Source organism: Cupriavidus respiraculi (assembly GCF_914271545.1).
GTDB classification, from domain to species: Bacteria; Pseudomonadota; Gammaproteobacteria; order Burkholderiales; family Burkholderiaceae; genus Cupriavidus; species Cupriavidus respiraculi.
Window position 1 is genome coordinate 50,141 of sequence record NZ_CAJZAH010000008.1, and the last position, 26,285, is coordinate 76,425.

21 protein-coding genes are annotated in these 26,285 nt (G+C 68.1%); 17 read left to right on the forward strand and 4 right to left on the reverse strand.

The genetic code is table 11. The features are described from left to right. Window positions 1–50: 50 nt before the first annotated feature. Window positions 51–1,052, forward strand: coding sequence for a protein-methionine-sulfoxide reductase catalytic subunit MsrP (gene msrP / locus LDO27_RS23215; protein WP_224044331.1), 1,002 nt, complete (start codon window positions 51–53; stop codon window positions 1,050–1,052). A gap of 32 nt (window positions 1,053–1,084) precedes the next feature. Then, the gene (msrQ, locus tag LDO27_RS23220; protein WP_224044203.1) at window positions 1,085–1,795 is read left to right on the forward strand and encodes a protein-methionine-sulfoxide reductase heme-binding subunit MsrQ; all 711 of its coding nucleotides are present in this window, start codon (window positions 1,085–1,087) and stop codon (window positions 1,793–1,795) included. Window positions 1,796–1,838: 43 nt separating this feature from the next. On the opposite strand, the gene lysA is transcribed toward msrQ, so the two are convergent. Together lysA and lptM are read right to left on the reverse strand one after the other, a co-directional pair. Beyond that, the gene (gene lysA, locus LDO27_RS23225) at window positions 1,839–3,110 is read right to left on the reverse strand and encodes a diaminopimelate decarboxylase (RefSeq protein WP_222209619.1); all 1,272 of its coding nucleotides are present in this window, start codon (window positions 3,108–3,110) and stop codon (window positions 1,839–1,841) included. A 3-nt stretch (window positions 3,111–3,113) separates the two neighbouring features. Next, window positions 3,114–3,476, reverse strand: a complete 363-nt coding sequence (gene lptM / locus LDO27_RS25685) for an LPS translocon maturation chaperone LptM (RefSeq protein ID WP_377747765.1) — start codon at window positions 3,474–3,476, stop codon at window positions 3,114–3,116. 104 nt (window positions 3,477–3,580) lie between these two features. Between lptM and cyaY the strand changes: the two genes are divergently transcribed. Beyond that, window positions 3,581–3,916: an iron donor protein CyaY gene (cyaY, locus tag LDO27_RS23235; RefSeq protein ID WP_224044206.1), complete on the forward strand. Its 336-nt coding sequence runs from the start codon at window positions 3,581–3,583 to the stop codon at window positions 3,914–3,916. Between the two features lie 91 nt (window positions 3,917–4,007). Here the strand turns inward: cyaY and LDO27_RS23240 are convergent, their stop codons facing one another. After that, the gene (locus LDO27_RS23240) at window positions 4,008–6,386 is read right to left on the reverse strand and encodes a penicillin-binding protein 1A (RefSeq protein ID WP_224044208.1); all 2,379 of its coding nucleotides are present in this window, start codon (window positions 6,384–6,386) and stop codon (window positions 4,008–4,010) included. Window positions 6,387–6,774: 388 nt separating this feature from the next. Here LDO27_RS23240 and pilM point away from each other — a divergent pair, with 388 nt between their 5' ends. The 11 genes from pilM (at window position 6,775) to LDO27_RS23295 (ending at window position 22,520) form a co-directional block, all read left to right on the forward strand. Further along, window positions 6,775–7,845 carry a type IV pilus assembly protein PilM gene (gene pilM / locus LDO27_RS23245; RefSeq protein ID WP_224044210.1) on the forward strand — a complete coding sequence of 357 codons (1,071 nt, stop codon included), beginning with the start codon at window positions 6,775–6,777 and terminating at the stop codon, window positions 7,843–7,845. 19 nt (window positions 7,846–7,864) lie between these two features. After that, window positions 7,865–8,500 carry a PilN domain-containing protein gene (locus tag LDO27_RS23250; protein WP_222209609.1) on the forward strand — a complete coding sequence of 212 codons (636 nt, stop codon included), beginning with the start codon at window positions 7,865–7,867 and terminating at the stop codon, window positions 8,498–8,500. A 1-nt stretch (window position 8,501) separates the two neighbouring features. Further along, complete coding sequence (locus LDO27_RS23255) at window positions 8,502–9,179, forward strand: type IV pilus inner membrane component PilO (RefSeq protein WP_224044212.1); 678 nt, start codon at window positions 8,502–8,504, stop codon at window positions 9,177–9,179. After that, entirely contained in the window at window positions 9,176–9,700 is a 525-nt protein-coding gene (locus tag LDO27_RS23260) for a pilus assembly protein PilP (protein WP_224044214.1), read from the forward strand. Before LDO27_RS23255 ends, LDO27_RS23260 begins: the two co-directional genes overlap by 4 nt. Next, the gene (gene pilQ, locus LDO27_RS23265) at window positions 9,697–11,874 is read left to right on the forward strand and encodes a type IV pilus secretin PilQ (RefSeq protein WP_224044217.1); all 2,178 of its coding nucleotides are present in this window, start codon (window positions 9,697–9,699) and stop codon (window positions 11,872–11,874) included. Before LDO27_RS23260 ends, pilQ begins: the two co-directional genes overlap by 4 nt. A gap of 279 nt (window positions 11,875–12,153) precedes the next feature. Then, the gene (locus LDO27_RS23270) at window positions 12,154–12,726 is read left to right on the forward strand and encodes a shikimate kinase (protein ID WP_224044333.1); all 573 of its coding nucleotides are present in this window, start codon (window positions 12,154–12,156) and stop codon (window positions 12,724–12,726) included. Further along, complete coding sequence (gene aroB / locus LDO27_RS23275; protein WP_222209598.1) at window positions 12,723–13,829, forward strand: 3-dehydroquinate synthase; 1,107 nt, start codon at window positions 12,723–12,725, stop codon at window positions 13,827–13,829. Before LDO27_RS23270 ends, aroB begins: the two co-directional genes overlap by 4 nt. Window positions 13,830–13,908: 79 nt before the next feature. Beyond that, window positions 13,909–15,042 (forward strand): deoxyguanosinetriphosphate triphosphohydrolase, encoded by a 1,134-nt coding sequence (locus LDO27_RS23280; protein WP_222209596.1) that lies wholly within the window; start codon window positions 13,909–13,911, stop codon window positions 15,040–15,042. A 78-nt stretch (window positions 15,043–15,120) separates the two neighbouring features. After that, window positions 15,121–15,846, forward strand: coding sequence for a transposase (locus LDO27_RS23285; RefSeq protein WP_224044219.1), 726 nt, complete (start codon window positions 15,121–15,123; stop codon window positions 15,844–15,846). 263 nt (window positions 15,847–16,109) lie between these two features. Further along, the gene (locus LDO27_RS23290) at window positions 16,110–20,918 is read left to right on the forward strand and encodes a glutamate synthase-related protein (RefSeq protein ID WP_222209591.1); all 4,809 of its coding nucleotides are present in this window, start codon (window positions 16,110–16,112) and stop codon (window positions 20,916–20,918) included. 138 nt (window positions 20,919–21,056) lie between these two features. Continuing rightward, window positions 21,057–22,520 (forward strand): glutamate synthase subunit beta, encoded by a 1,464-nt coding sequence (locus tag LDO27_RS23295; protein ID WP_222209589.1) that lies wholly within the window; start codon window positions 21,057–21,059, stop codon window positions 22,518–22,520. A 67-nt stretch (window positions 22,521–22,587) separates the two neighbouring features. On the opposite strand, the gene LDO27_RS23300 is transcribed toward LDO27_RS23295, so the two are convergent. Further along, window positions 22,588–23,121 (reverse strand): GNAT family N-acetyltransferase, encoded by a 534-nt coding sequence (locus LDO27_RS23300; RefSeq protein WP_224044221.1) that lies wholly within the window; start codon window positions 23,119–23,121, stop codon window positions 22,588–22,590. Between the two features lie 379 nt (window positions 23,122–23,500). Here LDO27_RS23300 and LDO27_RS23305 point away from each other — a divergent pair, with 379 nt between their 5' ends. From LDO27_RS23305 to mlaE, 3 genes are all read left to right on the forward strand, one after another. Continuing rightward, on the forward strand, window positions 23,501–24,484 hold the full coding sequence (locus LDO27_RS23305; RefSeq protein WP_377747766.1) for a Bug family tripartite tricarboxylate transporter substrate binding protein: 984 nt from the start codon (window positions 23,501–23,503) through the stop codon (window positions 24,482–24,484). Between the two features lie 146 nt (window positions 24,485–24,630). Next, window positions 24,631–25,452 (forward strand): ABC transporter ATP-binding protein, encoded by an 822-nt coding sequence (locus LDO27_RS23310; RefSeq protein ID WP_222209582.1) that lies wholly within the window; start codon window positions 24,631–24,633, stop codon window positions 25,450–25,452. Between the two features lie 5 nt (window positions 25,453–25,457). Next, window positions 25,458–26,228, forward strand: coding sequence for a lipid asymmetry maintenance ABC transporter permease subunit MlaE (mlaE, locus tag LDO27_RS23315; protein WP_377747767.1), 771 nt, complete (start codon window positions 25,458–25,460; stop codon window positions 26,226–26,228). The last annotated feature ends 57 nt before the right edge of the window (window positions 26,229–26,285 follow it).

Below are 26,285 nucleotides of genomic sequence, written 5' to 3' on the forward strand. Positions count from 1 at the left end.
GAAGTCGCAACGCAGGCAGGTCCGCCCGCTTTACACGCAAAGGAATGACGATGCTGATCCCCTCACCAAAGTGGCTGCGTGGCGACGATGTCGCCGCCAGCGAAATCACGCCGCGCGAGGTGTTCGAGTCGCGGCGGCGCTGGCTGGCGCTGGCGGCGGCCGGCGCCGCTGGCGGCGCGCTGGGCCCGTGGTTCGCGCGCGAGGCGCTGGCGCAGAACCCCGCCGCGCAGAAGCTGCCCGCCACGCCCAACAACGCCTACGTGCTGACCGACAAGGCCACGCCTTACGACGACGTCACCACGTACAACAACTTCTACGAGTTCGGCACCGACAAGTCCGACCCCGCGCGCAATGCGGGCAGCTTGCGCCCGCGCCCGTGGCAGGTCTCGGTCGAGGGTCTGGTCAAGCGGCCCAAGGTCTACGACATCGACGAGCTCACGCGGCTGGCGCCGCAGGAGCAGCGGGTCTACCGGCTGCGCTGCGTCGAAGGGTGGTCGATGGTGATTCCCTGGACCGGCTATTCGCTGGCCGAACTGATCCGCCGCGTCGAGCCGCAGGGCAGCGCGAAATTCGTGGAGTTCGTCACGCTGGCCGACAAGAAGCAGATGCCGGGGCTGGGCAGCCCCGTGCTGGACTGGCCCTACACGGAAGGGCTGCGGCTGGACGAGGCCATGCATCCGCTGACGCTGCTGACGTTCGGGCTGTATGGCGAGGTGCTGCCCAACCAGAACGGCGCGCCGGTGCGCCTCGTGGTGCCGTGGAAGTACGGCTTCAAGAGCGCCAAGTCGATCGTGAAGATCCGCTTCGTCGAGAAGCAGCCGCGCACCAGCTGGAACATCGCGGCCCCGCAGGAATACGGCTTCTATTCGAACGTGAATCCGGACGTCGACCATCCGCGCTGGAGCCAGGCCACCGAGCGCCGGATCGGCGAGAGCAAGGGGGGCGGCTTCGGTGCGCTGTTCGCGCCCAAGCGCAAGACCCTGCCGTTCAACGGCTATGCGCAGCAGGTGGCGTCGCTGTACCAGGGCATGGACCTGCGCAAGCAGTTCTAAGCGCCGCCGCGACCATCACGGGACCGATATCGATGAGGACCGACTCTTCCGCCCGCAACGCGCCAGCCAATGTTGCGGGCCTCGACCGGCCGGCGCCAGGCGCGGCCCGCGCCGCCGCCAAGGGAGGGCTGGCCGGCCTGGCCCCGGCGCAGGTACGGCTGGTCAAGGCCGCGCTGTGGCTGCTGGCGCTGCTGCCGTTCGCGCGTCTGCTGTATCTGGGCGCGACGGGGCAATTCGGCGCCAACCCGCTGGAGTTCGTCACGCGCTCCACCGGAACCTGGACGCTGGTGATGCTGTGCGCCACGCTCGCCGTCACGCCGCTGCGGCGGCTGACCGGCTGGAACTGGCTGCTTCGCCTGCGCCGCATGCTGGGCCTGTTCGCCTTCTTCTACGGCCTGATGCATTTCCTGCTGTGGCTGGGCGTCGATCGCGGCTTCGACCTGGCCTATATGGCCAAGGACGTGGTCAAGCGACCCTTCATCACGGTGGGCTTCGCCGCGTTCGTGCTGATGGTGCCGCTGGCGCTGACCTCGACCAACGGCATGGTGCGGCGCCTGGGCGGCAAGCGCTGGCAGGCGCTGCACAAGTCGATCTACGCGATCGCGGTGCTCGCCATCCTGCACTACTGGTGGCACAAGGCGGGCAAGAACGATTTCACCGAGGTGTCGATCTATGCCGCGGTGGTCTTCGTGCTGCTGGGGGTGCGGGTCTGGTGGTGGCGGCGCAACGCAGCCGGCCGCTGAGGCAAGCGGCCGGCGGAGGGCGGGGTCGCCGGACGGCGGCGCCTCAGCGGGGCAGCAGCCGCTCGTCGCGGAACAGGTCCTCGGCGCGCTCGCGGGCGCGCACCAGATGGACGGCATCGCCGTCGACCATGACTTCGGCGGCGCGGCCCCGCGTGTTGTAGTTCGAGCTCATCACGAAGCCATAGGCGCCCGCCGACATCACGGCCAGCAGATCGCCCGGCGCCACGGCCAGCGAGCGGTCGCGGCCCAGCCAGTCGCCCGATTCGCACACCGGACCCACCACGTCGTAGACCACGGCGGCGGGGTCGGATGACGAGCCGGCGGCGGCCACCGGCTCGATGCGGTGGTAGGCCTCGTACATGGCAGGCCGCGCCAGATCGTTCATGGCGGCATCGACGATGCAGAAGTTCTTGGCGACGCCGGGCTTGAGGAATTCCACGCGCGTGAGCAGCACGCCGGCGTTGCCCACCAGCGAGCGGCCCGGTTCGAACAGCACCTCGCGATGGCCGTGGCCGCGCTCGGCCACCCGGTCCAGCAGGGTGGTGGCGAAGGCGGTGATGTCGGGCGGCGTCTCGTCGTCGTAGGTAATGCCCAGGCCGCCGCCCACGTCGATATGCTCGAGCCGGATGCCCTCGCGCTCCAGTGCCTCGACCACGTCGAGCACCTTGTCCAGCGCCTCGATGTAGGGCGCGACCTCGGTGATCTGCGAGCCGATATGGCAGTCGATGCCGGCCACTTCCAGATGCGGCAGCGCCGCGGCGGCGCGGTAGGTCGGCAGCACGTCGTCGAACGCGACGCCGAACTTGTTGCCCTTCAGGCCGGTGGAAATATAGGGATGGGTCTTGGCGTCGACGTCCGGATTGATCCGCAGCGACACGCGCGCGCGCTTGCCGACGCGCCCGGCCACGGCGTTGAGCCGGTCCAGTTCGGGAATGGACTCGACGTTGAACGACATCACGTCGTGCGCGAGCGCCAGCTCCATCTCGGCCTCGGACTTGCCCACGCCGGAGAACACGACCTTGCGCGGATCGGCGCCGATGGCCAGCACCCGCTGCAGCTCGCCGCCCGACACGATGTCGAAGCCCGCGCCCAGCTCGGCGAAGACCTGCAGCACCGCCAGGTTCGAGTTCGCCTTCATCGCGTACTGCACGCGCGCGCGGCGGCCCTTGCAGGCCGCGGCGTAGGCCCGGTACGCGGCGGTCAGCGCCGCGCGGGAATACACATAGGTCGGCGTGCCGAACTCGGCGGCGATACGGGCAAGCGGTACCTGTTCGACGGCGAGCGCGCCGTCGTGGCGATGGAAAAAGGCGGTCATGTTCTACTTGGCGGGAGAGGCGGAGCCGGGTGCCGATTGCGGCGAACGGGGTGCGGACGAATCGGCCGGTGTGGACGTTGCGGACGGGGCGGCGCCGTTGGCGGGCGCGACGAACTCGCTTGGCGCCGGGGCGCCGGCCTTGCCGAGCCCCGGGTCCGGCACGGTCGGCGCGGTCGGTGCGGGCGGGCGCTTGGGCATCGTCAGCGGTCCGCGAATGCCGCATCCCGCCAGCAGGGACATCGCAAGGGTGGCGGCAAACGCCGATACAATCGCAACACGACGCAACATCGGGTCGTCCTTAGAGTGCGGTCCCGGCGGGACCAGAAGACAATAATCAACGCAGCGCCGGCAAGCGCGCGCCCGCATCGAAGGAGCGGGAAAACCGGGTGGTGGGGTTTGACGGCGGTTCGTGCCTGCGGACGCCGACCTCGCCGATCCCCGGCGGCGGCCCGGCGGTCTTGGAGTTTAGCATGCCCCCCTTGAGCGAAAGCGAGTTCGTGACCCTGGCCAGCGCGGCGCTGGATCGGCTGGAAAGCGACATCGAAACGGCGGCCGACGCGGCCGATGCCGATATCGAGATCAACCGCACCGGCAACGTGATGGAACTGGAGTTCGAGGACGGCTCCAAGATCATCGTCAACAGCCAGGCGCCGATGCAGGAGCTGTGGGTGGCGGCGCGCGCGGGCGGCTTCCATTTCCGCCGCGATGGCGAACGGTGGGTCGATACGCGCAGCGGTGGCGAGCTGTACCAGGCGCTGTCGCAGTACCTGAGCCAGCAGGCGGGCACGACCATCACGCTGCGCTGAGCCGGGCCCGCAAGGGCCCTTTGCATCGCCCAAAGACAAAGCCGGCCACATGGGCCGGCTTTGCCGTTTCTCGTGCGTCCCGCGGGCGGGCTCAGCCCCCGCCGCCGAACATCTCGAGGATGCGCCGCTTCTCGGCCTCGACGTCGACCTGCGGCGGCGCCGCGGGGTCGACCTTGCCCGGCCACGGATCGCCCAGGCCCACCGACGCCACGCCGCTGCCGCCGGCGTTCTCCTCCAGCGTCCAGTCTCCCGCTACCATCACCACGCCCTCCGGCGGCTGGCGCTCGGGCGCTTCCGGCATGCCCTTGAGCATCTTGCCCATGTAGCTGATCCAGATCGGCAGCGACAGCCCGCCACCGGTCTCGCGCACGCCCAGGCTCTTGGGCTGGTCGTAGCCCATCCAGGCAATGGCGACCAGCTTGGGCGTATAGCCGGCGAACCACGCGTCGACCGCGTCGTTGGTGGTGCCGGTCTTGCCCGCCAGGTCGTTGCGGCCCAGGCGCTGCTTGGCGCTGTATGCGGTGCCGGTGCGCACCACGTCGCGCAGCATGCTGTCGGCGATGAAGGCGACGCGCCCGTCGATCACGCGGACCGCATCCTGCCCGGCGCGCTGCGGCCGGGTTTCGGACACCACGTTGCCGCGCGCGTCGACCACGCGCTGGATCAGGTACGGATTCACGCGGTAGCCGCCGTTGGCGAACACCGAATACGCGGCCGCCATCTGCAGCGGCGTCACGCTGCCCGAGCCCAGCGCCATCGGCAGATAGGCCGCGTGCTTGTCGGCGTCGAAGCCGAAGCGCGTGATGTAGTCCTGCGCGTACTGCGTGCCGATGGCGCGCAGGATCCGCACCGACACCAGGTTCTTGGACTTGGCCAGCGCGCGGCGCATGGACATGGGGCCCTCGAACTTGCCGTCGTAGTTCTTCGGCTCCCACACCTGGCCGCCGGTATCCGGGCCGATCGACAGCGGCGCGTCGTTGATCACGGTGGCCGGCGAAAAGCCCTTCTCCAGCGCGGCCGTGTAGATGAACGGCTTGAAGCTGGAGCCGGGCTGGCGCCAGGCCTGCGTGACGTGGTTGAACTTGTTGCGGTTGAAGTCGAAGCCGCCGACCATGGCGCGGATCTCGCCGTCCTCCGGGTTCAGCGACACGAAGGCCGAAGCCACTTCCGGCAGCTGGGTCACCGTCCACGCGCCCTTGGCGTCCTGGATCACGCGGATGATCGCGCCCGGCCGGATGCGGGTCTTCGGCTGCGCGTTGCTGGCGAGCGAGGGCGCGATGAAGCGCAGCGCCGCGCCTTCGATCGTGACCACCTCGCCCGACGGCAGCGTGGCCTTGACCTGCTTGGGCGAGGCGCTGGTGACCACCGCCGAGCGCAGGTCGTCGCTGGCGGGATGCTCGACCAGCGCGTCGTCGATGGCCTGCTCGCGCTCGGCCGGATCGTTGGGCAGGTCGATGAAGGCTTCCGGCCCGCGATAGCCGTGCTTGCGTTCGTAGCTCATCACGCCGTCGCGCACCGCTTCGTAGGCCGCGTCCTGGTCGGCCTTGGTCAGCGTGGTGTAGACGGTCAGGCCGCGCGTATAGGTCTCCTCGCGGTATTGCGCGTACATCAGCTGGCGCACGATCTCGGCCACGTACTCGGCGTGGGTCGAGAACTCGTTGCCCTCGCTGCGCACCTTCAGTTCCTCGTGAATCGCTTCCTCGTACTGCGCCGGCGTGATGTAGCCGAGGTCGCGCATGCGCATCAGGATGTATTCCTGGCGGACCTTGGCGCGCTTGCGGTTGACCACCGGGTTGTAGGCGGACGGCGCCTTGGGGAGACCGGCGAGCATCGCGGCCTCGGCGATCGTCACGTCCTTTACCGACTTGCCGAAGTACACGCGCGCGGCGCTCGAGAAGCCGTAGGCGCGCTGGCCCAGATAGATCTGGTTCATGTACAGCTCGAGGATCTGGTCCTTGGTCAGGTTGGCCTCGATCTTGTACGACAGCAGCATCTCGTAGATCTTGCGCGTATAGGTCTTCTCGCTCGAGAGGAAGAAGTTGCGCGCGACCTGCATGGTGATGGTCGACGCGCCCTGCGACAGGCCGCCGCGCATGTTCGCGATGCCGGCGCGCAGCACGCCGATGTAGTCCACGCCGCCGTGCTCGTAGAAGCGGTCGTCCTCGATCGCGAGCACCGCCTTCTTCATGACGTCCGGAATCTCGGCAATCGGCACGAAGTTGCGGCGCTCCTCGCCGAATTCGCCGATCAGCACGTTGTCCGCGGTGTAGATGCGCAGCGGAATCTTGGGACGGTAGTCGGTGATCGTATCGAGCGATGGCAGGTTGGGCGCCGCCACCAGCAGCGCATATCCGATCAGCAGCGCCACCGTGACGATACCCGCAGCCAGGAGGCCGAGCGCCCAGAAGGTGGCTCGCATCCAAAGCGGGCGGCGAGCCGGAAGGGCCGGCTTCTGTTGTGCTGTTGCCATAAGGGAAATACCTAGTAAGGAGTGCCGCGATTATATCGCCCGGCCCCCCGCGATCCCGCCATGCGGTGCCCTTCCCGCCGCAATGGCGCTGTTACAAGATGTAATGCAACTGAACACAGAATGAAGCGAAAGGAAGGTCGGAAGAGGCGCCCGGCGCGTCGCGGTAACGGTGCGGTCAGGGAGCGTCGGATTTTGGCAACGCTTTAATGAGGGGGCTCGCAAAAAGAAAGCGTGGTCAGACCGGCACATTGCCACGCCATACTTTCTTTGTGAGAATCCACCAACAGAAAAGACAAAAAACGTTTCATTCCAAGAAACAGCCGCCCGATTAGAGCATCCATGCCAGGGGCGAGTTCAATGTCAGGGGGTCACCTTGCGACGAGGCATCTTGTCGGGGTTTCTGCGCCGTTCTACGGTCGGCGTGGATATTGGGTCGTCCAGCATCAAGGTGGTAGAGCTGTCCGTCGGGGGCAAGCGCAACGACTACCGGCTGGAAAAATGTGCCAGTGAACTGCTGGACCGCAATGCCGTCGCCGACGGCAGCGTGGTCAATATCGAGGCGGTCGGCACCGCGCTGCGGCGCGCGCTCGGCAAGGCGGGAATCCGCGGCCGGGACGTCGTGCTCGGCGTGCCTTCCATGCTCACCGAATCGCAGACCGTCAGCCTGCCGGACAACCTGTCCGACGACGAGCTGTACGTCCAGGTCGAGTCCGAGGCGCATCGCCTGTTTCCGCCTTCGCAGGCCGTCAATTTCGACTATGCCGTGATCGGCCCCAACGAGACCGAGGGCGGCATCGGCGTGCGCGTGACCGCCACCAACAGCGAACGGGTGCAGGAGCGCGTCACCGTGGCCGAGTTCGCCGGGCTCAAGGCGCAGGCGATGGATGTCGAGGAATACGCCGTCCACCGCTCGGTGGCGCAGATGCTCGCGGTGCCCGAGGCGCTGTCCGAGACCGATGCCAAGGACCTGCCGGTGGTGGCGGTCATCCATCTGGGCGGCAGCCGCTCCAAGGCCATCTTCTACCAGGGCTGGAAGGAACTGTACGAGCAGCCGCTGAACAGCTACGGCGACCAGCTCACGCAGAGCGCCGCGCGCATGTTTACGCTCGACGTGCTCAAGGCCGAGATCAAGAAGCGCAAGAACACGCTGCCGGACAACTGGCGCGCGCAGCTGCTCAAGCCCTCGCTCGAGGCGCTGGGCATCGAGGTGCAGGGCGCGGTGCGCAACTTCCTCGCGAGCTCGAGCCTGGGCCGCGTCGACGAGATCCTGCTCTGCGGCGGCCATGCGTCGCTGCTGGGCGTGCAGGCCGCGATCGAGCAGCACACCGGCATCGCGACCACGCTGGCCAATCCGTTCGCCAACATGGCGACCGCCGGCAAGGTGAACGCGCGCTACCTCCAGCGCGACCTGCCTGCCTACATCGTCGGCGCCGGCCTCGCCTTGCGCGGGCTGCAGTGATCCCGGGGAGGGAATTCGTATGGCAAACAACGCGATCCCGACCGTCAACCTGCTGCCTTACCACGAAGCCCGCAAGGCGGCGCGGCGCAGGCAGGCCTATGGCGGGCTCGGCGCGGCCGCGGGCAGCGGGCTGCTCGCGGTACTGCTCGGCGGCTGGTATATCGACCACCAGACCGCGTCCGTCGATGCGCTGAACCAGGTGCTGATCGCCGAGAACAGCCGCATGGATGCGCAGATCCGCGAGGTCAATTCGCTGAAGAAGGATATCGACGCGCTGCTGCAGCGGCAGAGCGCGGTCGAGAGCCTGCAGCTGCAGCGCAACCGGCCGGTGCAGTTGCTGGAGGAACTGGTGCGCCAGGTGCCCGAAGGCGTCTACGTGACGAGCCTGAAGCAGACCGGCGAGGCTTTCACGCTGGCGGGCATCGCGCAGTCGAACGAGCGCGTGTCCGAGCTGCTGCGCAATCTCGGCGCGGTCGCGTGGCTGGACAAGGCCGAGCTGGTGGAGTCCAAGGCGGTGAGCATGACGAACAACCTGCGCGAGCATCGCCGGCTGTTCGACTTCTCGATGCGCTTCGCCTATCGCGCGCCCGAGGCGCCCGCCGCGGGCGCCAAGCCCGGGACGCCCGCCACCGGCGCCACCCAAGGGAAGGGCTGACATGAAGCTCAATAGCGAAATCTCGCTGTCGGACCTGACGGGCCAGTTCAGCGGCCTGAACCTGAACGAGCCACAGACGTGGCCCGCCGCGCCGCGCGTGGTGTTCTCCGTGCTGGCAGCGGCGCTGGTGCTGGGCCTGGGCTGGCAGCTGTACTGGAGCGGCAAGCTCGAGGAGCGCGATCGCAAGCGCATGGAGCAGGAGTCGCTGAAGCAGTCCTACCAGGCCAAGGTGGCGCAGGTCGCCAATCTCGATGCGCTGCGCGCGCAGAAGCGCGAGGTAGAGCAGCGCGTGGCGCAGGTCGAGCGCCAGTTGCCGGACAAGGCCGAGATGGACGCGCTGCTGGCCGACGTCAACCACTCCGGCGTCGCGCGCGGATTGCAGTTCGAACTGTTCAAGCCGCAGCCGGCGGTGCTCAAGCCCTATTTCGCCGAGATGCCGGTCAACCTGCGCGTCACCGGGCGCTATCACGACGTGGCGCAGTTCAATGCCGATGTCGCGGGCCTCTCGCGCATCGTGTCGATCCAGGGCATGCAGCTGACCGCCGGCAAGGACGGCGCGGGCCTGGCGATGGAGGCGGTGGCCATGGCCTATCGCGCGCTCGATGCCGAGGAGCTCGCCGCGCAGCGCAAGGCCGCCGCCGCGGCGGCCGCGGCCAAGGCGCAGGGAGGCCAGAAATGAGCCGCGCGCCGATACGCCGCGCGAGCGCGCTCGCCGTCGTCGCCGCCTGCCTGCTGGCCGGCTGCGGGCCCAGCGACGAAGACATGCTGCGCCAGTGGATGGCCTCGGCGCGCAGCGCCAAGGTGCCGCCGCCCCCGCCGTTGCCCGAGCCCAAGCCCTATGCGGCGCGCGAGTACGCCGCGCGCAATGCGCCGGAGCCCTTCGCGCAGACCAAGATCGGCGAGCTGACGCGGGCACTGTCCGAGTCGCCGGAAGCGCACCGTCCGCGCGAGGCGCTCGAGGATTTCCCGCTGGAGAACTTCAGGATGATGGGGTCGATGCGCCGTGCTGGCGAGACCTACGCCATCGTGCAGGTTGATAACAAGGTCCACCATATCAGGGTGGGTCAATATCTCGGCCAGAGCTACGGCCGGGTGGTCCGCATCACCGATCGGGAGATCGTGCTGCGCGAATTGGTCCGGGAAGGGGTAGGCGAGTGGAAAGAGAAAATGACCAGCCTGAAGCTGGAGGTGCCGGCATGACGATCCGGCGCTGGCATCGGGCGCGCACGCATGCGTGCGCCACGTTGGCGTGGTTCGCGGTGGCCGCCGCGCTGGCGCTGCCGGGGGCGCAGCGGGCCCACGCGCAGGGCGGCGCGCCAGGCAGTGCGCCCGGCAATGCGATCCAGCAGGTCGAGGCCACCACGGTCGGTGAGCAGACCGTGTTTACCGTCACGCTGCAGGGTCCGCTCGCGCAGCCGCCGGCCGACTTCACCACGCAGAATCCCCCCAAGATCGCGCTCGACTTCGTCGGCATGGGCTTCGCGCAGGGACGGGCGCAGTACGACTACGGCGGCAAGCTGCTCAAGGGCGCCAACGTGGTCCAGATCGGCGACCGTACCCGCGTGGTACTGGATCTCACACGGGCGGCGAGCTACCGCACGCAGTCCCGGGGCAATCAGTTCGTCGTGCTGATCGACAACGTGGCGCCGGCCTCGCGCTCGAGCGCGCCGACTTTCGCCGCCAACAACGCACAGGCGCAGTCGCAGCTGTCGTCGCGGCCGGCGCTTCGTCAGATCGATTTCCGCCGCGGGCCCGACGGTGCCGGTCGCATCGTGGTGGACCTGTCCTCGCGCGACGGCGGCGTCAACATCGCGCAGCAGGGCCAGAACGTGGTGGTGGACTTTCTCAACACCGCGCTGCCGGAACACCTGCGCCGCCGCTACGACGTAAGCGACTTCGGCACGCCGGTGCAGGGCATGCGCGCGACCGACACCAACGGCAATGCCCGCCTGACCATCGAGCCGCGCGGCAACTGGGAGTACAGCTCCTACCAGACCGACACGCAGTTCGTGGTCGAGGTGCGGCCGATCAAGGAGGATCCGGGCAAGCTGATCAGCGGTCCCGGCTATCGCGGCGAGCGGCTGTCGCTGAACTTCCAGAACATCGACATCCGGGCGCTGCTGCAGGTCTTCGCCGACTTCACCAACCTGAACATCATCACCAGCGAGAACGTGCAGGGCAACCTGACGCTGCGCCTGAAGGACGTGCCGTGGGATCAGGCGCTGCAGATCGTGCTCGACGCCAAGGGCCTGGCATCGCGCCGCAACGGCAACGTGCTGTGGGTGGCGCCGCGCGCCGAACTGGCGACCAAGGAAAAACTGGAGCTGGAGTCGCAGCAGCAGATCACCGATCTCGAACCGATCCGCAGCCAGGTGTTCCAGCTGAACTACCAGCGCGCGGAGGATGTGCGGCGCATGCTGATCGGCGGCGGCACGGTGGGCGGCACCACGGGCGCCGCCGGCGTCGGCGCGCAGGCGGGCGCGGCGGCCATGGGCGCCAACCGCATGCTGTCGCGGCGCGGGTCGCTGACCGCCGATGCGCGCACCAACCAGCTGTTCGTGTCGGACGTGGCGAGCAAGCTCGAAGAGGTGCAGAGCTTCCTGATGAAGATCGACATCCCGGTGCGCCAGGTCATCATCGAGGCGCGCATCGTGGAGGCGGACGACAAGTTCAGCCGCAACCTCGGCGTCAAGCTCGGGTTCGCCGGCTCGTTCAACAACGCGCGCGTGGGCAACACCTACAACAACGTGCTGCCCGGCGCCACGTCGGACAATGGCCCGTTCCTGAGCCTGCCCGCCGGCTCCATCAACGGGGCCAGTCCGGCCAACCTGGCGGTGAGCCTGTTCAACAGCGCCGCCACCCGCTTTCTCGCGCTGGAGCTCTCGGCGCTGGAGGCCGACGGCAAGGGCAAGATCATCTCCAGCCCGCGCGTGGTCACCGCCAACAACATCAAGGCGCTGATCGAGCAGGGCACCGAGCTGCCCTACCAGGCGGCCACGTCCAGCGGCGCGACCTCGGTGCAGTTCCGCAAGGCCAACCTCAAGCTGGAGGTGACGCCGCAGATCACGCCGGAAGGCAACGTGCTGCTCGATGTCGACGTCAACAAGGACAGCGTGGGCATTCAGACGACGCAGGGCTTCGCCATCGACACCAAGCACGTGCAGACGCAGGTGCTGGTCGAGAACGGCGGCACGGTGGTGATCGGGGGCATCTATACCCAGACCGAGCGCAACGACGTCAACAAGGTGCCGCTGCTGGGCGATATCCCGGTGGTGGGCTACCTGTTCAAGAACAATGCGCGCACCAACGATCGCACCGAGCTGCTGGTCTTCCTGACGCCGCGCATCCTGAACGACAGCGTCTCGCTGAAATAGGCCCAAATCGCCCGGCGCGGGCGCGATGCAGTAGACTGGCAGGCCGCATCGCGCCGATGCGGCTTTTTTTATGGCCCGTTGCGCCGCAGGCGTCGGAAGCCGCGCCGCGGACGTTGGCAGGGCGGCCGAAGCGGCCGCTTTCTTGCGTGGCCCGCCGCAAAATAAGAAGATGATGCCGTTCCTTACCTGCGGGGACGAAGCCTGCGCCAATGCGCCTGCTGCCGTTCCCGCGACACGCCAGTGACAGCAACCCGTCCGAACCTTTTCTTCGTCGGCCTGATGGGCGCCGGCAAGACCACCGTCGGCCGCACCGTCGCCCGCCGGCTCGACTACCCGTTCTTCGACTCGGACCACGAGCTCGAGGCGCGCTGCGGCGTCCGCATCCCGGTCATCTTCGACCACGAGGGCGAAGCCGGCTTTCGCGACCGCGAGGCGCACATGATCGACGAGCTGACCCGGCGCCAGGGCGTGGTGCTGGCGACCGGTGGCGGCGCCGTGCTGCGTCCGGCCAATCGCCAGTGCCTGAAGGAGCGCGGCACCGTCGTCTATCTGCGCGCCAGCCCGCACGACCTGTGGCTGCGCACGCGTCACGACCGCAACCGGCCGCTGCTGCAGACCGAGGACCCCAAGGGCAAGCTGGAGTCGCTGTACGCCGAGCGCGATCCGCTGTACCGTGAGGTGGCCGATTTCATCATCGAAACCGGCAAGCCCTCGGTGGCCCAGCTTGCTAACATGGTGCTGATGCAGTTGGAGATGGCCGGCTTCGTGGCCGCGGCCACCAGCATCGAACATGGCGACGACGACGGCACGCCGTCGCCGCAGGACAGTCTTCCCAACAAGCCCTCCCGATGATTACCCTCGAAGTCGACCTCGGCTCGCGCAGCTATCCCATCCATATCGGCACCGGCCTGCTCGACCGCGCCGACCTGCTGGCCCCGCACGTGCGCGGCCAGCATGCCGTCATCGTCACCAACGAGACCGTCGGTCCGCTCTATGCCGCGCGCGTCGAGGCGGTGCTGTCGGGCCTGGGCAAGAGCGTGCGCACCGTGACGCTGCCCGACGGCGAGTCGTTCAAGCACTGGGAAACGCTGAACCTGATCTTCGACGCGCTGCTGTCGGCCGGTGCGGACCGCAAGACCACGCTGATCGCGCTGGGCGGTGGCGTGGTGGGCGACATGACGGGGTTTGCGGCCGCCTGCTACATGCGCGGGGTGCCCTTCGTGCAGATGCCGACCACGCTGCTGGCGCAGGTCGATTCGTCGGTCGGGGGCAAGACGGGCATCAACCATCCGCTGGGCAAGAACATGATCGGCGCGTTCCACCAGCCCAATGCGGTGATCGCCGATATCGACACGCTGGCGACGTTGCCGCCGCGCGAGCTGGCCGCCGGCTTGGCCGAGGTGATCAAGCATGGCGCCATCGCCGACGCCGACTACTTCGCCTGGATCGAGCGCCATATCGCCGCCCTCAACGGCTGCGACGCCACGCTGATGGCGCAGGCGGTGCAGCGTTCCTGCGAGATCAAGGCCGCGGTGGTCGCCCAGGACGAACGCGAGGGCGGCGTGCGCGCCACGCTGAACTTCGGCCATACCTTCGGCCATGCCATCGAGGCCGGCATGGGCTATGGCGCGTGGCTGCACGGCGAGGCCGTGGGCTGCGGCATGGTGATGGCCGCCGATCTGTCGCACCGGCTGGGCTTTATCGACATCGAGACGCGCACCCGCATCCAGCGCCTGACCGCCGCGGCGATGCTGCCCGTGGTGGCCCCCGACCTGGGCGCCGACCGCTATATCGAGCTGATGAAGGTGGACAAGAAGGCCGAGGCCGGCCAGATCAAGTTCATCCTGCTCAAGAAGCTGGGCGAGGCCTTTGTCACCACGGTGCCCGATGCGGACCTGCGCGCGACGCTGGCCCACGCCGTGCTGCACCCTCCCGTCGAAGCGCCCGTCGCCTGAGCGGGCGGCCTGGCCTTGCAGCCCCGGCGATGCCCGCGTCGCCGGCGCGCCCGCCGCAGTTGCCCAACCGGATAGCCGCATGACCGATCTCGAAAGCCATCTCGCCCCCTACGCCGCGCGCTCGGCCCAGTCGCGCGGCCGCGTGCATGCCGAAGCGGCGTCGTCCTCGCGCAGCGAGTTCCAGCGCGACCGGGACCGGGTCATCCACAGCACCGCGTTTCGCCGGCTCGAATACAAGACCCAGGTCTTCGTCAACCACGAGGGCGATCTGTTCCGCACGCGACTCACGCACAGCCTGGAGGTGGCGCAGATCGGCCGCTCGATCGCCCGCAACCTGCGGCTGAACGAGGATCTGGTCGAGGCCATCGCGCTCGCCCACGACCTGGGGCACACGCCGTTCGGGCATGCCGGCCAGGATGCGCTGAACGCCTGCATGAAGAACCACGGCGGCTTCGAACACAACCTGCAGAGCCTGCTGGTGGTGGACGAACTGGAGGAGCGCTACGGCGGCTTCAACGGGCTGAACCTGACGTTCGAGACGCGCGAGGGCATCCTCAAGCATTGCTCGCGCGTCAACGCCGCCGCGTTGGGCGAGCTCGGCCGGCGCTTCCTGGAAGGCACCCAGCCCTCGCTGGAGGCCCAGCTGGCGAATCTGGCCGACGAGATTGCCTACAACAACCACGATATCGACGACGGCCTGCGCTCGGGCCTTCTGACGCTGGAGCAGATGGACGAGGTGCCGATGTGGGGCCGTCACCGCGCCGAGGTAATGGAAGCCTTTCCCGGCATCGCCGGCCGCCGGATGATCAACGAGACGGTTCGCCGCATGATCAATACGCTGATCGTGGACCTGATCGACACCACGCGCGGCCATATCGCCGAGGCCGAACCGCGCTCTATCGACGCGGTGCGGGCGGCAAGGCCCCTGGTCGCCTTCAGCCCCGCCATGCGCGAGGAGGCCACCGCGCTGAAGCGCTTCCTGTTCAAGCACTTGTACCGGCACTACCTCGTGATGCGCATGTCGGCCAAGGCGCAGCGGATCATCTCCGACCTGTTCGACGCCTTCATGGGCGACCCGCGCCTGCTGCCGCCGCAATACCAGGGGCACGGCGGCGAGCAGCCCCGGTTGATCTCCCACTACATCGCGGGCATGACTGACCGCTATGCGATTCGGGAGCATCGCCGCATCTTCGCGGTGGGCGAGGGCGTCTGACCGACCCTATCCCGACTGTTCCGGTAAATAGGGACAGATGACGTATCATCGCGCCATGGCGTTTTGCGGATCGCATCCATGGCTCGACTTCCCCGTTTTTCCCCCACCGGCATGCCGACGCTGGTGTTGCAGCGAGGCAACAATCGGCAGCCGGTCTTCCTGGGACCCGACGATTACCTGACCTACCTGGACGCACTGCGCATGGCGGCCCGCGAGCACGATCTGGCGGTCCATGCCTATGCGTTGCGGCCCAACCATATCCACCTCGTGGCCACGCCCCGCGCGCCGGACGCCCTCAGCCTGACCATGCAGGCCGTGGGCCGCCGCTACGCGCGCTACTTCAACAGGACCGCTGGGCGCACCGGCACGCTGTGGGAAGGCCGGTTTCGCTCGGCCGTGTTCGAGCCCGAGGCGTGGATGCTGCCCGCCATGCTGTACGTCGAGGGCAATGCCATACGCGCCGGCGAGGTAATGGCGCCCGCGGCCGATCGATGGAGCAGCTACCGCCACCACGTGGGGATTGAAGCCAGTCCGTTTGTCAGCGATCACTCCGTCTATTGGGCGCTTGGCAACACGCCCTTCGAGCGTCAGTCGAACTATCGGGTCCGCTTCGATGAGGGCCTGTCCATGCGTGCCCTCACCACGCTGCAACGCCACGCGCACAGCGGCTGGCCGTTGGGGGACGACGCCTTCCTCGCCCAACTGGAGCGGCATGCGCCGCGCCGCGTGCAGCCTTTGCCACGCGGCCGGCCGAAGCGTACCGAAACTGCCGCTGGCGATGCGCAGTCGGGTGACGCTACTTAATGTGTCCCCATTTAATGACCATAGTGAAAACAGGGCACGAATAATTATGTTCTGACCCCATTTAATATTTTTGCTAGGGTTTGGTGATTCTCTTATAGTTGCTCCACCCACATTCATTGTGCGGCGCGTCACGCTCGTGTACGCCGCTGCGGCTCCCCGCCTGCTCTCGGTCTCCCCGGTTCGTTTCTCCGGCCCCACCGATTTGCCCGCGCAAGCCGTTCCGGTCGGCAGCGGACAGCGCAGCCTCTTACCGGAATACGCCCGTGGACCAATCGCAAATCCAGCCGGCCCAGACCCTGGCCACCCAGGCCGAGGACCAGACCTCCGCCTTCGTTCCCGCCGGCCGTCCCGCCGCGCAGGGCCTGTACGACCCCGCGAACGAGCATGACGCCTGCGGCGTCGGCATGGTCGCCCATATCAAGGGCAAGAAGAGCCACGAGATCGTGCTGCAGGGCCTGAAGATCCTGGAGAACCTGGACCACCGGGGCGCGGTCGGCGCAGACCACCTGATGGGCGACGGCGCGGGCATCCTGATTCAGATCCCCGACCAGTTCTACCGCGAGGAAATGGCAAAGCAGGGCGTGACCCTGCCGCCGGCCGGCGAATACGGCGTCGGCATGATCTTCCTGCCCAAGGAGCACGCGTCGCGCCTGGCCTGCGAGCAGGAGCTCGAGCGCACCGTGCGCCTGGAAGGCCAGGCCGTGCTGGGCTGGCGCGACGTGCCGGTCGACGGCGCCATGCCGATGTCGCCGACGGTGCGCAAGACCGAGCCGGTGATCCGCCAGATCTTCATCGGGCGCGGTCGCGACATCATGACCACCGACGCGCTGGAACGTAAGCTGTACGTGATCCGCAAGACCGCGAGCCACGCCATCCAGGCGCTCAAGCTCAAGCACGGCAAGGAATACTTCGTGCCGTCGATGTCGGCGCGCACGGTGGTCTACAAGGGCCTGCTGCTGGCCAACCAGGTCGGCCAGTACTACCGCGACCTGCAGGACACCCGCGCCGTCTCGGCGCTCGCGCTGGTCCACCAGCGTTTCTCGACCAACACGTTTCCGGCCTGGGAACTGGCCCACCCGTACCGCATGGTGGCGCACAACGGCGAGATCAACACCGTCAAGGGCAACGTCAACTGGATCAATGCGCGTACCGGCGCGATCTCGTCGCCGGTGCTGGGCGAGGACCTGCCCAAGCTGTGGCCGCTGATCTATCCGGGCCAGTCCGATACCGCGTCGTTCGACAACTGCCTCGAACTGCTGACCATGTCGGGTTACCCGCTGGTGCACGCGATGATGATGATGATTCCGGAAGCGTGGGAGCAGCACACGCTGATGGACGACAACCGCCGCGCCTTCTACGAATACCACGCCGCGATGATGGAGCCGTGGGACGGCCCCGCCGCCATCTGCTTCACCGATGGCCGCCAGATCGGCGCCACGCTGGACCGCAACGGCCTGCGCCCGGCGCGCTTCTACGTGACCGAGGACGACGTGGTGGTGCTGGCCTCCGAAGCCGGCGTGCTGCCGTTCCCCGAGTCCCGCATCGTCAAGAAGTGGCGCCTGCAGCCGGGCAAGATGTTCCTGATCGACATGGAGCAGGGCCGCATCATCGACGACAAGGAACTGAAGGACAACCTGGCCAACGCCAAGCCGTACAAGAGCTGGATCGACGCCGTGCGCATCAAGCTCGACGAGCTCGACGCCAAGCCCGAGGACGTGGCCGCCGAGACCAAGCCGTCGGCCAAGCTGCTGGACCGCCAGCAGGCGTTCGGCTACACGCAGGAGGACGTCAAGTTCCTGATGGCGCCGATGGCGCTGGCCGGCGAGGAAGCGACCGGCTCGATGGGCAACGACTCGCCGCTCGCCGTGCTGTCGTCCAAGAACAAGACGCTGTACCACTACTTCAAGCAGCTGTTCGCACAGGTGACCAACCCGCCGATCGACCCGATCCGCGAGAACATGGTGATGTCGCTGGTGTCGTTCATCGGTCCGAAGCCGAACCTGCTGGAGCTGAACAACATCAACCCGCCGATGCGCCTCGAAGTGTCCCAGCCCGTGCTGGACTTCAAGGACATCGCCAAGATCCGCAACATCGAGCACTACACCGGCGGCAAGTTCCGTTCGTACGAACTGAACATCTGCTATCCGAGCGCGTGGGGCAAGGAAGGCATCGAGGCGCGCATCGCGTCGCTGTGCGCGGAAGCCGTGGACGCCGTGCGTTCGGGCTACAACATCCTGATCGTGTCGGACCGCATGGTCGATCCGAACCAGGTCGCCATCCCGGCGCTGCTGGCGACGTCGGCCATCCACCATCATCTGGTGGAAAAGGGCCTGCGTACCTCGACCGGCCTGGTGGTGGAGACCGGCTCGGCCCGCGAGGTGCATCACTTCGCGCTGCTGGCCGGCTACGGCGCGGAAGCCGTTCACCCGTACCTGGCGATGGAAACGCTGGCCGAGATGGCCGCGGGCCTGTCGGGCGACCTGTCGCCGGAAAAGGCCGTCAAGAACTTCGTCAAGGCGATCGGCAAGGGCCTGCAGAAGGTGATGTCCAAGATGGGCATCTCCACCTATATGTCGTACACCGGCGCGCAGATCTTCGAGGCTATCGGCCTGTCGCGCGAACTGGTCGGCAAGTACTTCCACGGTACGGCGTCGAACGTCGAAGGCATCGGCATCTTCGAGGTCGCCGAGGAAGCGCTGCGCCTGCACCGCGACGCCTTCGGCGAGAGCCCCGTGCTGGAAGGCATGCTGGAGGCCGGCGGCGAATACGCTTACCGCGTGCGCGGCGAAGAGCATATGTGGACGCCGGACTCGATCGCCAAGCTGCAGCACTCGGTGCGCGCCAACGACGGCGAGGGCGCCTACCAGACGTACAAGGAATACGCGAACATCATCAACGACCAGAGCCGCCGCCACATGACGCTGCGTGGCCTGTTCGAGTTCAAGGTCGATCCGTCGCGCGCGATCCCGCTGGAGGAGGTGGAGCCGGCGAAGGACATCGTCAAGCGTTTCGCCACCGGCGCGATGTCGCTCGGCTCGATCTCCACCGAGGCGCACACCACGCTGGCCGTGGCGATGAACCGCATCGGCGGCAAGTCCAACACCGGCGAAGGCGGCGAGGACGAGAAGCGCTACCGCAACGAGCTGCGCGGCATCCCCATCAAGCAGGGCGACACGCTCAAGAGCCTGCTGGGCGAGGGCATCATCGAGAAGGACCTGGAACTGCGCGAGGGCGACTCGCTGCGCTCCAAGATCAAGCAGGTTGCCTCGGGCCGCTTCGGCGTGACCGCGGAGTACCTGGCCTCGGCGGACCAGATCCAGATCAAGATGGCGCAGGGCGCCAAGCCCGGCGAAGGCGGCCAGCTGCCCGGCCACAAGGTGTCCGACTACATCGGCAAGCTGCGCTACTCGGTGCCTGGCGTGGGCCTGATCTCGCCGCCGCCGCACCACGACATCTATTCGATCGAGGATCTGGCACAGCTGATCCACGACCTGAAGAACGTCAATCCGGCCTCGGACATCTCGGTCAAGCTGGTGTCGGAAGTGGGCGTGGGCACCGTGGCCGCGGGCGTGGCCAAGGCCAAGGCCGACCACGTGGTGATCGCCGGCCATGACGGCGGCACCGGCGCCTCGCCGTGGTCGTCGATCAAGCATGCCGGCACGCCGTGGGAGCTGGGTCTGGCCGAGACGCAGCAGACGCTGATGCTCAACGGCCTGCGCAACCGCATCCGCGTGCAGGCCGACGGCCAGATGAAGACCGGCCGCGACGTGGTCATCGGCGCGCTGCTGGGCGCCGACGAGTTCGGCTTCGCGACCGCGCCGCTGGTGGCCGAGGGCTGCATCATGATGCGCAAGTGCCATCTGAACACCTGCCCGGTCGGCGTCGCCACCCAGGATCCGGTGCTGCGCCGCAAGTTCCAGGGCAAGCCCGAGCACGTGGTGAACTTCTTCTTCTTCGTTGCCGAGGAAGCGCGCGAGATCATGGCGCAGCTGGGCGTGCGCACCTTCGACGAACTGATCGGCCGCGCCGACCTGCTCGATACCCGCCCGGGCATCGAGCACTGGAAGGCGCGCGGCCTGGACTTCTCGCGCATCTTCCACCAGGCGCCGTTCGGCAGCGACATGTGCCGCTACCACACGGACCGCCAGGACCACGGGCTGTCGGTGGAGGAAGGCAAGGCGCTGGATCACGTGCTGATCGCCAAGGCGCGTCCGGCCATCGAGAAGGGCGAGCGCGTCTCGTTCATCCAGCCGGTCAAGAACGTCAACCGCACGGTGGGCGCGATGCTCTCCGGCATGGTCGCCAAGCAGTACGGCCATGAAGGGCTGCCCGACGACACCATCCATATCCAGCTGCAGGGCACCGCCGGCCAGTCGTTTGGCGCGTTCCTCGCGCACGGCATCACGCTGGACCTGGTGGGCGACGGCAACGACTACGTCGGCAAGGGCTTGTCGGGCGGCCGCGTGATCGTGCGCGCCCCGCACGAGTTCCGCGGCGATCCGACGCAGAACATCATCGTCGGCAACACCGTGCTGTACGGCGCCATCGCCGGCGAGGCGTTCTTCAACGGCGTGGCCGGCGAGCGCTTCGCGGTGCGCAATTCCGGCGCGGTGGCGGTAGTGGAAGGCACCGGCGACCACGGCTGCGAGTACATGACCGGCGGCACGGTGGTGGTGCTGGGCGGCACCGGGCGCAACTTCGCGGCCGGCATGTCGGGCGGCGTGGCCTACGTCTATGACGAGGACGGGCTGTTCGACAAGCGCTGCAACACCTCGATGGTGGCGCTCGAAGCGGTGCTTGCCGCGGCCGACCAGGAGAAGGGGCAGGGCGAGTCCGGCTGGCACAAGCACGAAGGCCGCCGCCAGCTCGACGAGCACATCCTGAAGGGCCTGATCGAGCAGCACTTCCGCTACACCGGTTCCGAGCGCGCCAAGGCGCTGCTGGCGGACTGGACCACGGCGCGCCGCAAGTTCGTCAAGGTCTTCCCGACCGAGTACAAGCGCGCGCTGGGCGAGATGTACGCCAAGGAACAGGCCGCGCGCGACAGCGACCGGGAAGCCATCGCCGCCTGATCCGCGGCCGGCCGGTCCCGAGGACCGGCCACAACCAAACAGCACGGAGCGCGGCGCAGCGCCGCCTCCTCAAGATACTGACCTCACGGCGAGGCCGGCGTATGCGCCGGCGCGCCACAGCATGACCAAGGAAGCGACATGGGTAAGGCGACTGGCTTTCTCGAATTTCCGCGCCAGAACGAAGGCTATGAGCCCGTCACGAAGCGCGTGAAGCATTACAAGGAGTTCGTATTCCGGCTGACGGACGCCGAATCGAAGCTCCAGGGCGCGCGCTGCATGGACTGCGGCATTCCGTTCTGCAACAACGGCTGCCCGGTCAACAACATCATTCCGGACTTCAACGACCTGGTGTATCGCCAGGACTGGAAGGCCGCGGTCGATGTGCTGCACCAGACCAACAATTTCCCCGAGTTCACCGGCCGCATCTGCCCGGCGCCGTGCGAGGCCGCCTGTACGCTCGGCATCAACGAGGCGCCCGTCGGCATCAAGTCGATCGAGCGCGCCATCGGCGACAAGGCGTGGGAAGAGGGCTGGGTCGCGCCGCAGCCGCCCAAGCACAAGACCGGCAAGACCGTGGCCGTGGTCGGCTCCGGCCCCGCGGGCCTGGCCGCCGCGCAGCAGCTGGCGCGCGCCGGCCACGACGTGACGGTGTTCGAGAAGAACGACCGCATCGGCGGCCTGCTGCGCTACGGCATCCCCGATTTCAAGCTGGAGAAGTGGCTGATCGACCGCCGCATCGCCCAGATGGAAGCCGAAGGCGTGACCTTCCGTGCCGGCGTGATGGTGACCGACGGCGCGCTGCCGGCCGGCATCAAGAACTACGCGAACGAGACCGTGACCGCCCAGGCGCTGATGGACCAGTTCGACGCCGTGGTGCTGGCGGGCGGCTCCGAAGTGCCGCGCGACCTGCCGGTGCCGGGCCGCGATCTGGCCGGGGTCCACTACGCGCTGGAATTCCTGATCCCGCAGAACAAGGAAGTCGCGGGCGATGGCAGCAACGAGATCCGCGCCGACGGCAAGCATGTGATCGTGATCGGCGGCGGCGATACGGGCTCGGACTGCGTGGGCACCTCCAACCGCCATGGCGCCGTCTCGGTGACCCAGTTCGAGCTGCTGCCGCAGCCGCCGGAGGAAGAGAACAAGCCGCTGGTGTGGCCGTACTGGCCGATCAAGCTGCGCAGCTCGTCCTCGCACGAGGAAGGCTGCGAGCGCGACTGGTCGGTCGCCACCAAGGAGTTCATCGGCGAGAAGGGCAAGGTCACCGCGCTGAAGGCCTGCCGCGTCGAGTGGAAGGACGGCCGGATGCAGGAAGTGCCGGGCAGCGAGTTCATCCTGCCCGCCGACCTGGTGCTGCTGGCCATGGGCTTCACCAACCCGGTGGGCTCGGTGCTGGACGCGTTCGGCGTGGACACCGACGCGCGCAAGAACGCCAAGGCCGCCACCGAAGGCGACCGCGCCTACTACACCAATGTGCCCAAGGTCTTCGCCGCCGGTGACGTGCGCCGCGGCCAGTCGCTGGTGGTGTGGGCGATCCGCGAGGGCCGCCAGGCCGCGCGCTCGGTCGACGCCTTCCTGATGGGTCATTCGGAGCTGCCGCGCTAAGCGCCAGCCTTCCGGCCCGCTGGGGCAGAACCCGCCGGTGCGAGCCGCGCGGGTTTTTTTTTCGTCCTTACCGGGCCGCGATACCGGCGCGCGCCATCAGCACGGCGTCCGCGCCGTAGCGCGCCAGCTGCGACGGCGCGTCGTCATCGTTCTTCCCAGTGACGGCGGCGTAGCCGAGCCGCTCCCACCAGGCGGCGGCCGCCTGCACGGCGATCAGCCGCGACGAGCGCAGCCCCGCGGTTGCCGCCGCCGCGCGCGCCGCCTCGTACAGCCGGCGCGCCAGTCCGCCGCCCCGGCCCGCCGGTGCCACCGCCATGTCGTGCACGAACCACGTCAGCTCGTCGGCGGGCCATTGGACGCAAGCCGCCGCCAGCGGCGCGTCCAGCGCGGGAAGGCTGTCCCGCGGCCACGGGTGGGTAAACAGATAGGCAGCCAGGGCATCGCCCCGCGTGGCGACCCAGCACAGCGCGGGCGCAAGCGCCAGGCGGCTCGCCAGCGCGGCGGCGGATTCGATCAGGGCGGGGGGATAGCACTGTTGCTGCACCGCGAGGACCGCGGGCAGGTCGGCGGCCACCATCGGCCGCAGCGAGAACTCGGACATGGCCGGCATTATAGCGGCGCGAAGCGCCGCGATCCGTGCGCGTTGGCCGGCGTAGGCACCGGGAGAGAGCGCATGCGGGGCTTTCAGGGTTGTCCCGGCTATGGTTTACGCGCTTTGTGCTGGCTGTGATGTTGTTCGTACAATTTCCTCCATACCAAGAACAAGCACTGCCTCGCCTTTCCTTTTTCAGCCGACCCAGGTGCCCCGGTCACACCCGGCGGCCCGGAGCAAATCGATGTTCAAAGGACGTAAGCCGGGGCAACGTTCGCGAAATGGGGAGTCCTGGCGGGGCAGACTCTCACGGCGCCATGGCGCCAGTCATCGGCGCATCGGGCGCGGGCGTGGCCGCTGGGGTGCCCTGGCCGTCGCCATCGTTGCCGTGCTGATCGCCCTGTTGGCGTTCTCCCCGCCCTTGCTTGCCGCGCCGCGGGGCAGCGAGCGCGCGGCGGAGCGCTCGGCACTGATGTCCTACCCCGGCAGGCCCATCCGGCTGATCGTGCCGTTTCCCGCCGGCGGCGTGCCCGATGCTGTCGCGCGCATGCTGGCGGAGCGGCTGACGCTCACGCTGGGCGCGCCGGTGGAGGTGGACAACCGCACCGGCTCCGCCGGCACCATGGCCGGCGAAGTGGTCGCCAAGGCCAGCTCGGACGGCCATACCCTGCTGTTCCACCAGTCCACCATGCTGATCCAGCAGGGCGTCGATCCCATGCCCTACGACGTGGTGCGTGATTTCACGCCGGTGGTGCGGGTCGCCTCGGCCCCGCTGTTCCTGGTCGTCGACGCCCGCCTGCCGATGCACTCCCCCGAACAGTGGCTGCATGCCGTCCGGTCCAGCCCCGCCGCCTACAGCTTCGGTTCGGGCCAGGCCGGCACCCCGGCCCATCTGTACGCCGAATACTGGGTGCGCGGCGTGCGTAACGGCGTGCCGCTGGTGACCGCCAAGGGCGAGGCCGCCGTGGTCCAGGAGATGCTGGCGGGCCGGATCAGCGCCTGCTTCTGCAGTTTCGCCACGGTGCAGTCGCATGTGCGCAGCGGCGCGCTGCGGCTGCTGGGCGTGACCGGGGCGGCGCGCTCGCCGCTTGCGCCCACGGTGCCGACGCTGCACGAGACCGGCATGGACGGCTACGGCAGCGCCCCATGGTTCGGCGTGATGGCGCCCGCCAAGACGCCGCGCGCGATCGTCGCGCGGCTTGCCACGGCGCTGCAGAAGGTCACCGCCGAGCCGGAGGTGCGCGAGCGCCTGCTGTCGGCGGGACTGACGCCGCTGGAGGACTCGCCCGACGCCTTCGCCACCGCGATCCGCTCCGAGTCCATCCAGTGGCAGGTCATCCTGCGGCAGGCGGGCGGGCCGATCAACCCCTGACCGGCCGCCCCGACCGCCCCCGTCCATGGCGGGGCTGCGGGCCGGGCGCAACCCGCCCGCCGGGGGGCACGGGCACTGCGCTGCACGCCCGCCGGACAGGCGTAGGTGTTAGCACTTATAATGCGCACCTCCAATGCGGTGCCAACGTGACCGAATCCACTTCCAATATCGTCGAGCTCGATGCTGTTGACTTCGCCTACGGCGATGGCGGCAAGCCCATCCTCTCCGGCCTTTCCATGCGTTTCCCGCGCGGCAAGGTCGTTGCCGTCATGGGCGGATCGGGCTGCGGCAAGACCACCGTGCTGCGCCTGATCGGCGGCCAGGTGCGCGCGCAGCGCGGCCAGGTCCGCTTCAACGGCGCCGACGTCGGCACGCTGGGACAGGGCGCGCTGTACGCGGCGCGGCGCCAGATGGGCATGCTGTTCCAGTTCGGCGCGTTGTTTACCGACCTGTCGGTTTTCGACAACGTCGCGTTCCCGCTGCGCGAGCACACCGACCTGCCCGAGGCCATGATCCGCGATCTGGTGCTGCTCAAGCTCAACGCGGTCGGGCTGCGCGGCGCGCGCGACCTGATGCCCTCGCAGATCTCCGGCGGCATGGCCAGGCGCGTGGCGCTGGCCCGGGCGATCGCGCTGGACCCGGCGCTGCTGATGTACGACGAGCCGTTCGCCGGCCTCGATCCGATTTCGCTGGGCCTGACGGCGCGCCTGATCCGCACCCTCAACGACGCGCTCGGGGCGACCACCATCATCGTCTCCCACGACGTCAACGAGACCTTCCAGATCGCCGACTACGTGTATTTCGTCGCCAACGGGCGCATCGCCGCCGAGGGCGAACCGGAGGCGCTGCGCGCGTCGACCGATCCGTTCGTCCACCAGTTCGTGCACGCGGAGCCCGACGGCCCGGTACCGTTCCATTACCCGGGGCCGTCCCTGGCCGAGGATTTCACGGCGGGGGGCATGCGATGATCGGCATGATCACCACGCTCGGCCGCACCGTGCGCGAGGCGGTGGAAGGCCTGGGCCGGGCCAGCCGCATGATGCTGTCGATGCTGGCGATGTCGCCCGCGGTGCTGCGCCGGTTCCGGCTGGTGTCGGACCAGATCTTCTTCGTGGGCAACCTGTCGCTGGTGATCATCGCCGTGTCGGGCCTGTTCGTCGGCTTCGTGCTCGGGCTGCAGGGCTATTACACGCTGAACCGCTACGGCTCGGAGCAGGCGCTGGGCCTGCTGGTGGCGCTGTCGCTGGTGCGCGAGCTCGGCCCGGTCGTCACCGCGCTGCTGTTCGCGGGCAGGGCAGGCACCTCGCTGACGGCCGAAATCGGCCTGATGAAGGCCGGCGAGCAGTTGTCGGCGATGGAGATGATGGCCGTGCATCCGTTGCAGCGCGTGGTCGCGCCGCGCTTCTGGGCGGGCATCATCGCCATGCCGGTGCTGGCCGCCATCTTCAGCGCGGTGGGCATCTTCGGAGGCTACATCGTCGGCGTGCAGCTGATCGGCGTGGACGCCGGCGCGTTCTGGTCGCAGATGCAGGGCGGCGTCGATGTGCGGGCCGACGTACTGAATGGTGTCATCAAGAGCTTTATTTTTGGTATCGCGGTGACGTTTATTGCCCTGTATCAGGGCTATGAGGCCAAGCCGACGCCCGAGGGCGTGTCGCGCGCCACCACCCGTACGGTGGTGATCGCGTCGCTCGCGGTGCTGGGGCTCGATTTCCTGCTGACGGCGCTGATGTTCGGTGCCTGAGCGTCGCTCGGTACCGGCCTCTCGCCGCGGCGTTGCGGTGGTTGAACAAGAGAATCC

Excerpts from the sequence above, each read along its gene's own strand:
- lptM (WP_377747765.1), bottom strand. The coding sequence starts at position 3,476 with ATGCGGGCGCGCGCTTGCCGGCGCTGCGTTGATTATTGTCTTCTGGTC.
- msrP (WP_224044331.1), top strand. The coding sequence starts at position 51 with ATGCTGATCCCCTCACCAAAGTGGCTGCGTGGCGACGATGTCGCCGCC.
- mlaE (WP_377747767.1), top strand. The coding sequence starts at position 25,458 with ATGATCACCACGCTCGGCCGCACCGTGCGCGAGGCGGTGGAAGGCCTG.
- aroB (WP_222209598.1), top strand. The coding sequence starts at position 12,723 with ATGATTACCCTCGAAGTCGACCTCGGCTCGCGCAGCTATCCCATCCAT.
- LDO27_RS23285 (WP_224044219.1), top strand. The coding sequence starts at position 15,121 with ATGGCTCGACTTCCCCGTTTTTCCCCCACCGGCATGCCGACGCTGGTG.
- LDO27_RS23255 (WP_224044212.1), top strand. The coding sequence starts at position 8,502 with ATGAAGCTCAATAGCGAAATCTCGCTGTCGGACCTGACGGGCCAGTTC.
- LDO27_RS23260 (WP_224044214.1), top strand. The coding sequence starts at position 9,176 with ATGAGCCGCGCGCCGATACGCCGCGCGAGCGCGCTCGCCGTCGTCGCC.
- LDO27_RS23280 (WP_222209596.1), top strand. The coding sequence starts at position 13,909 with ATGACCGATCTCGAAAGCCATCTCGCCCCCTACGCCGCGCGCTCGGCC.
- cyaY (WP_224044206.1), top strand. The coding sequence starts at position 3,581 with ATGCCCCCCTTGAGCGAAAGCGAGTTCGTGACCCTGGCCAGCGCGGCG.
- LDO27_RS23300 (WP_224044221.1), bottom strand. The coding sequence starts at position 23,121 with ATGTCCGAGTTCTCGCTGCGGCCGATGGTGGCCGCCGACCTGCCCGCG.
- LDO27_RS23295 (WP_222209589.1), top strand. The coding sequence starts at position 21,057 with ATGGGTAAGGCGACTGGCTTTCTCGAATTTCCGCGCCAGAACGAAGGC.
- msrQ (WP_224044203.1), top strand. The coding sequence starts at position 1,085 with ATGAGGACCGACTCTTCCGCCCGCAACGCGCCAGCCAATGTTGCGGGC.
- lysA (WP_222209619.1), bottom strand. The coding sequence starts at position 3,110 with ATGACCGCCTTTTTCCATCGCCACGACGGCGCGCTCGCCGTCGAACAG.
- pilQ (WP_224044217.1), top strand. The coding sequence starts at position 9,697 with ATGACGATCCGGCGCTGGCATCGGGCGCGCACGCATGCGTGCGCCACG.
- LDO27_RS23250 (WP_222209609.1), top strand. The coding sequence starts at position 7,865 with ATGGCAAACAACGCGATCCCGACCGTCAACCTGCTGCCTTACCACGAA.
- LDO27_RS23270 (WP_224044333.1), top strand. The coding sequence starts at position 12,154 with ATGGGCGCCGGCAAGACCACCGTCGGCCGCACCGTCGCCCGCCGGCTC.
- LDO27_RS23240 (WP_224044208.1), bottom strand. The coding sequence starts at position 6,386 with ATGGCAACAGCACAACAGAAGCCGGCCCTTCCGGCTCGCCGCCCGCTT.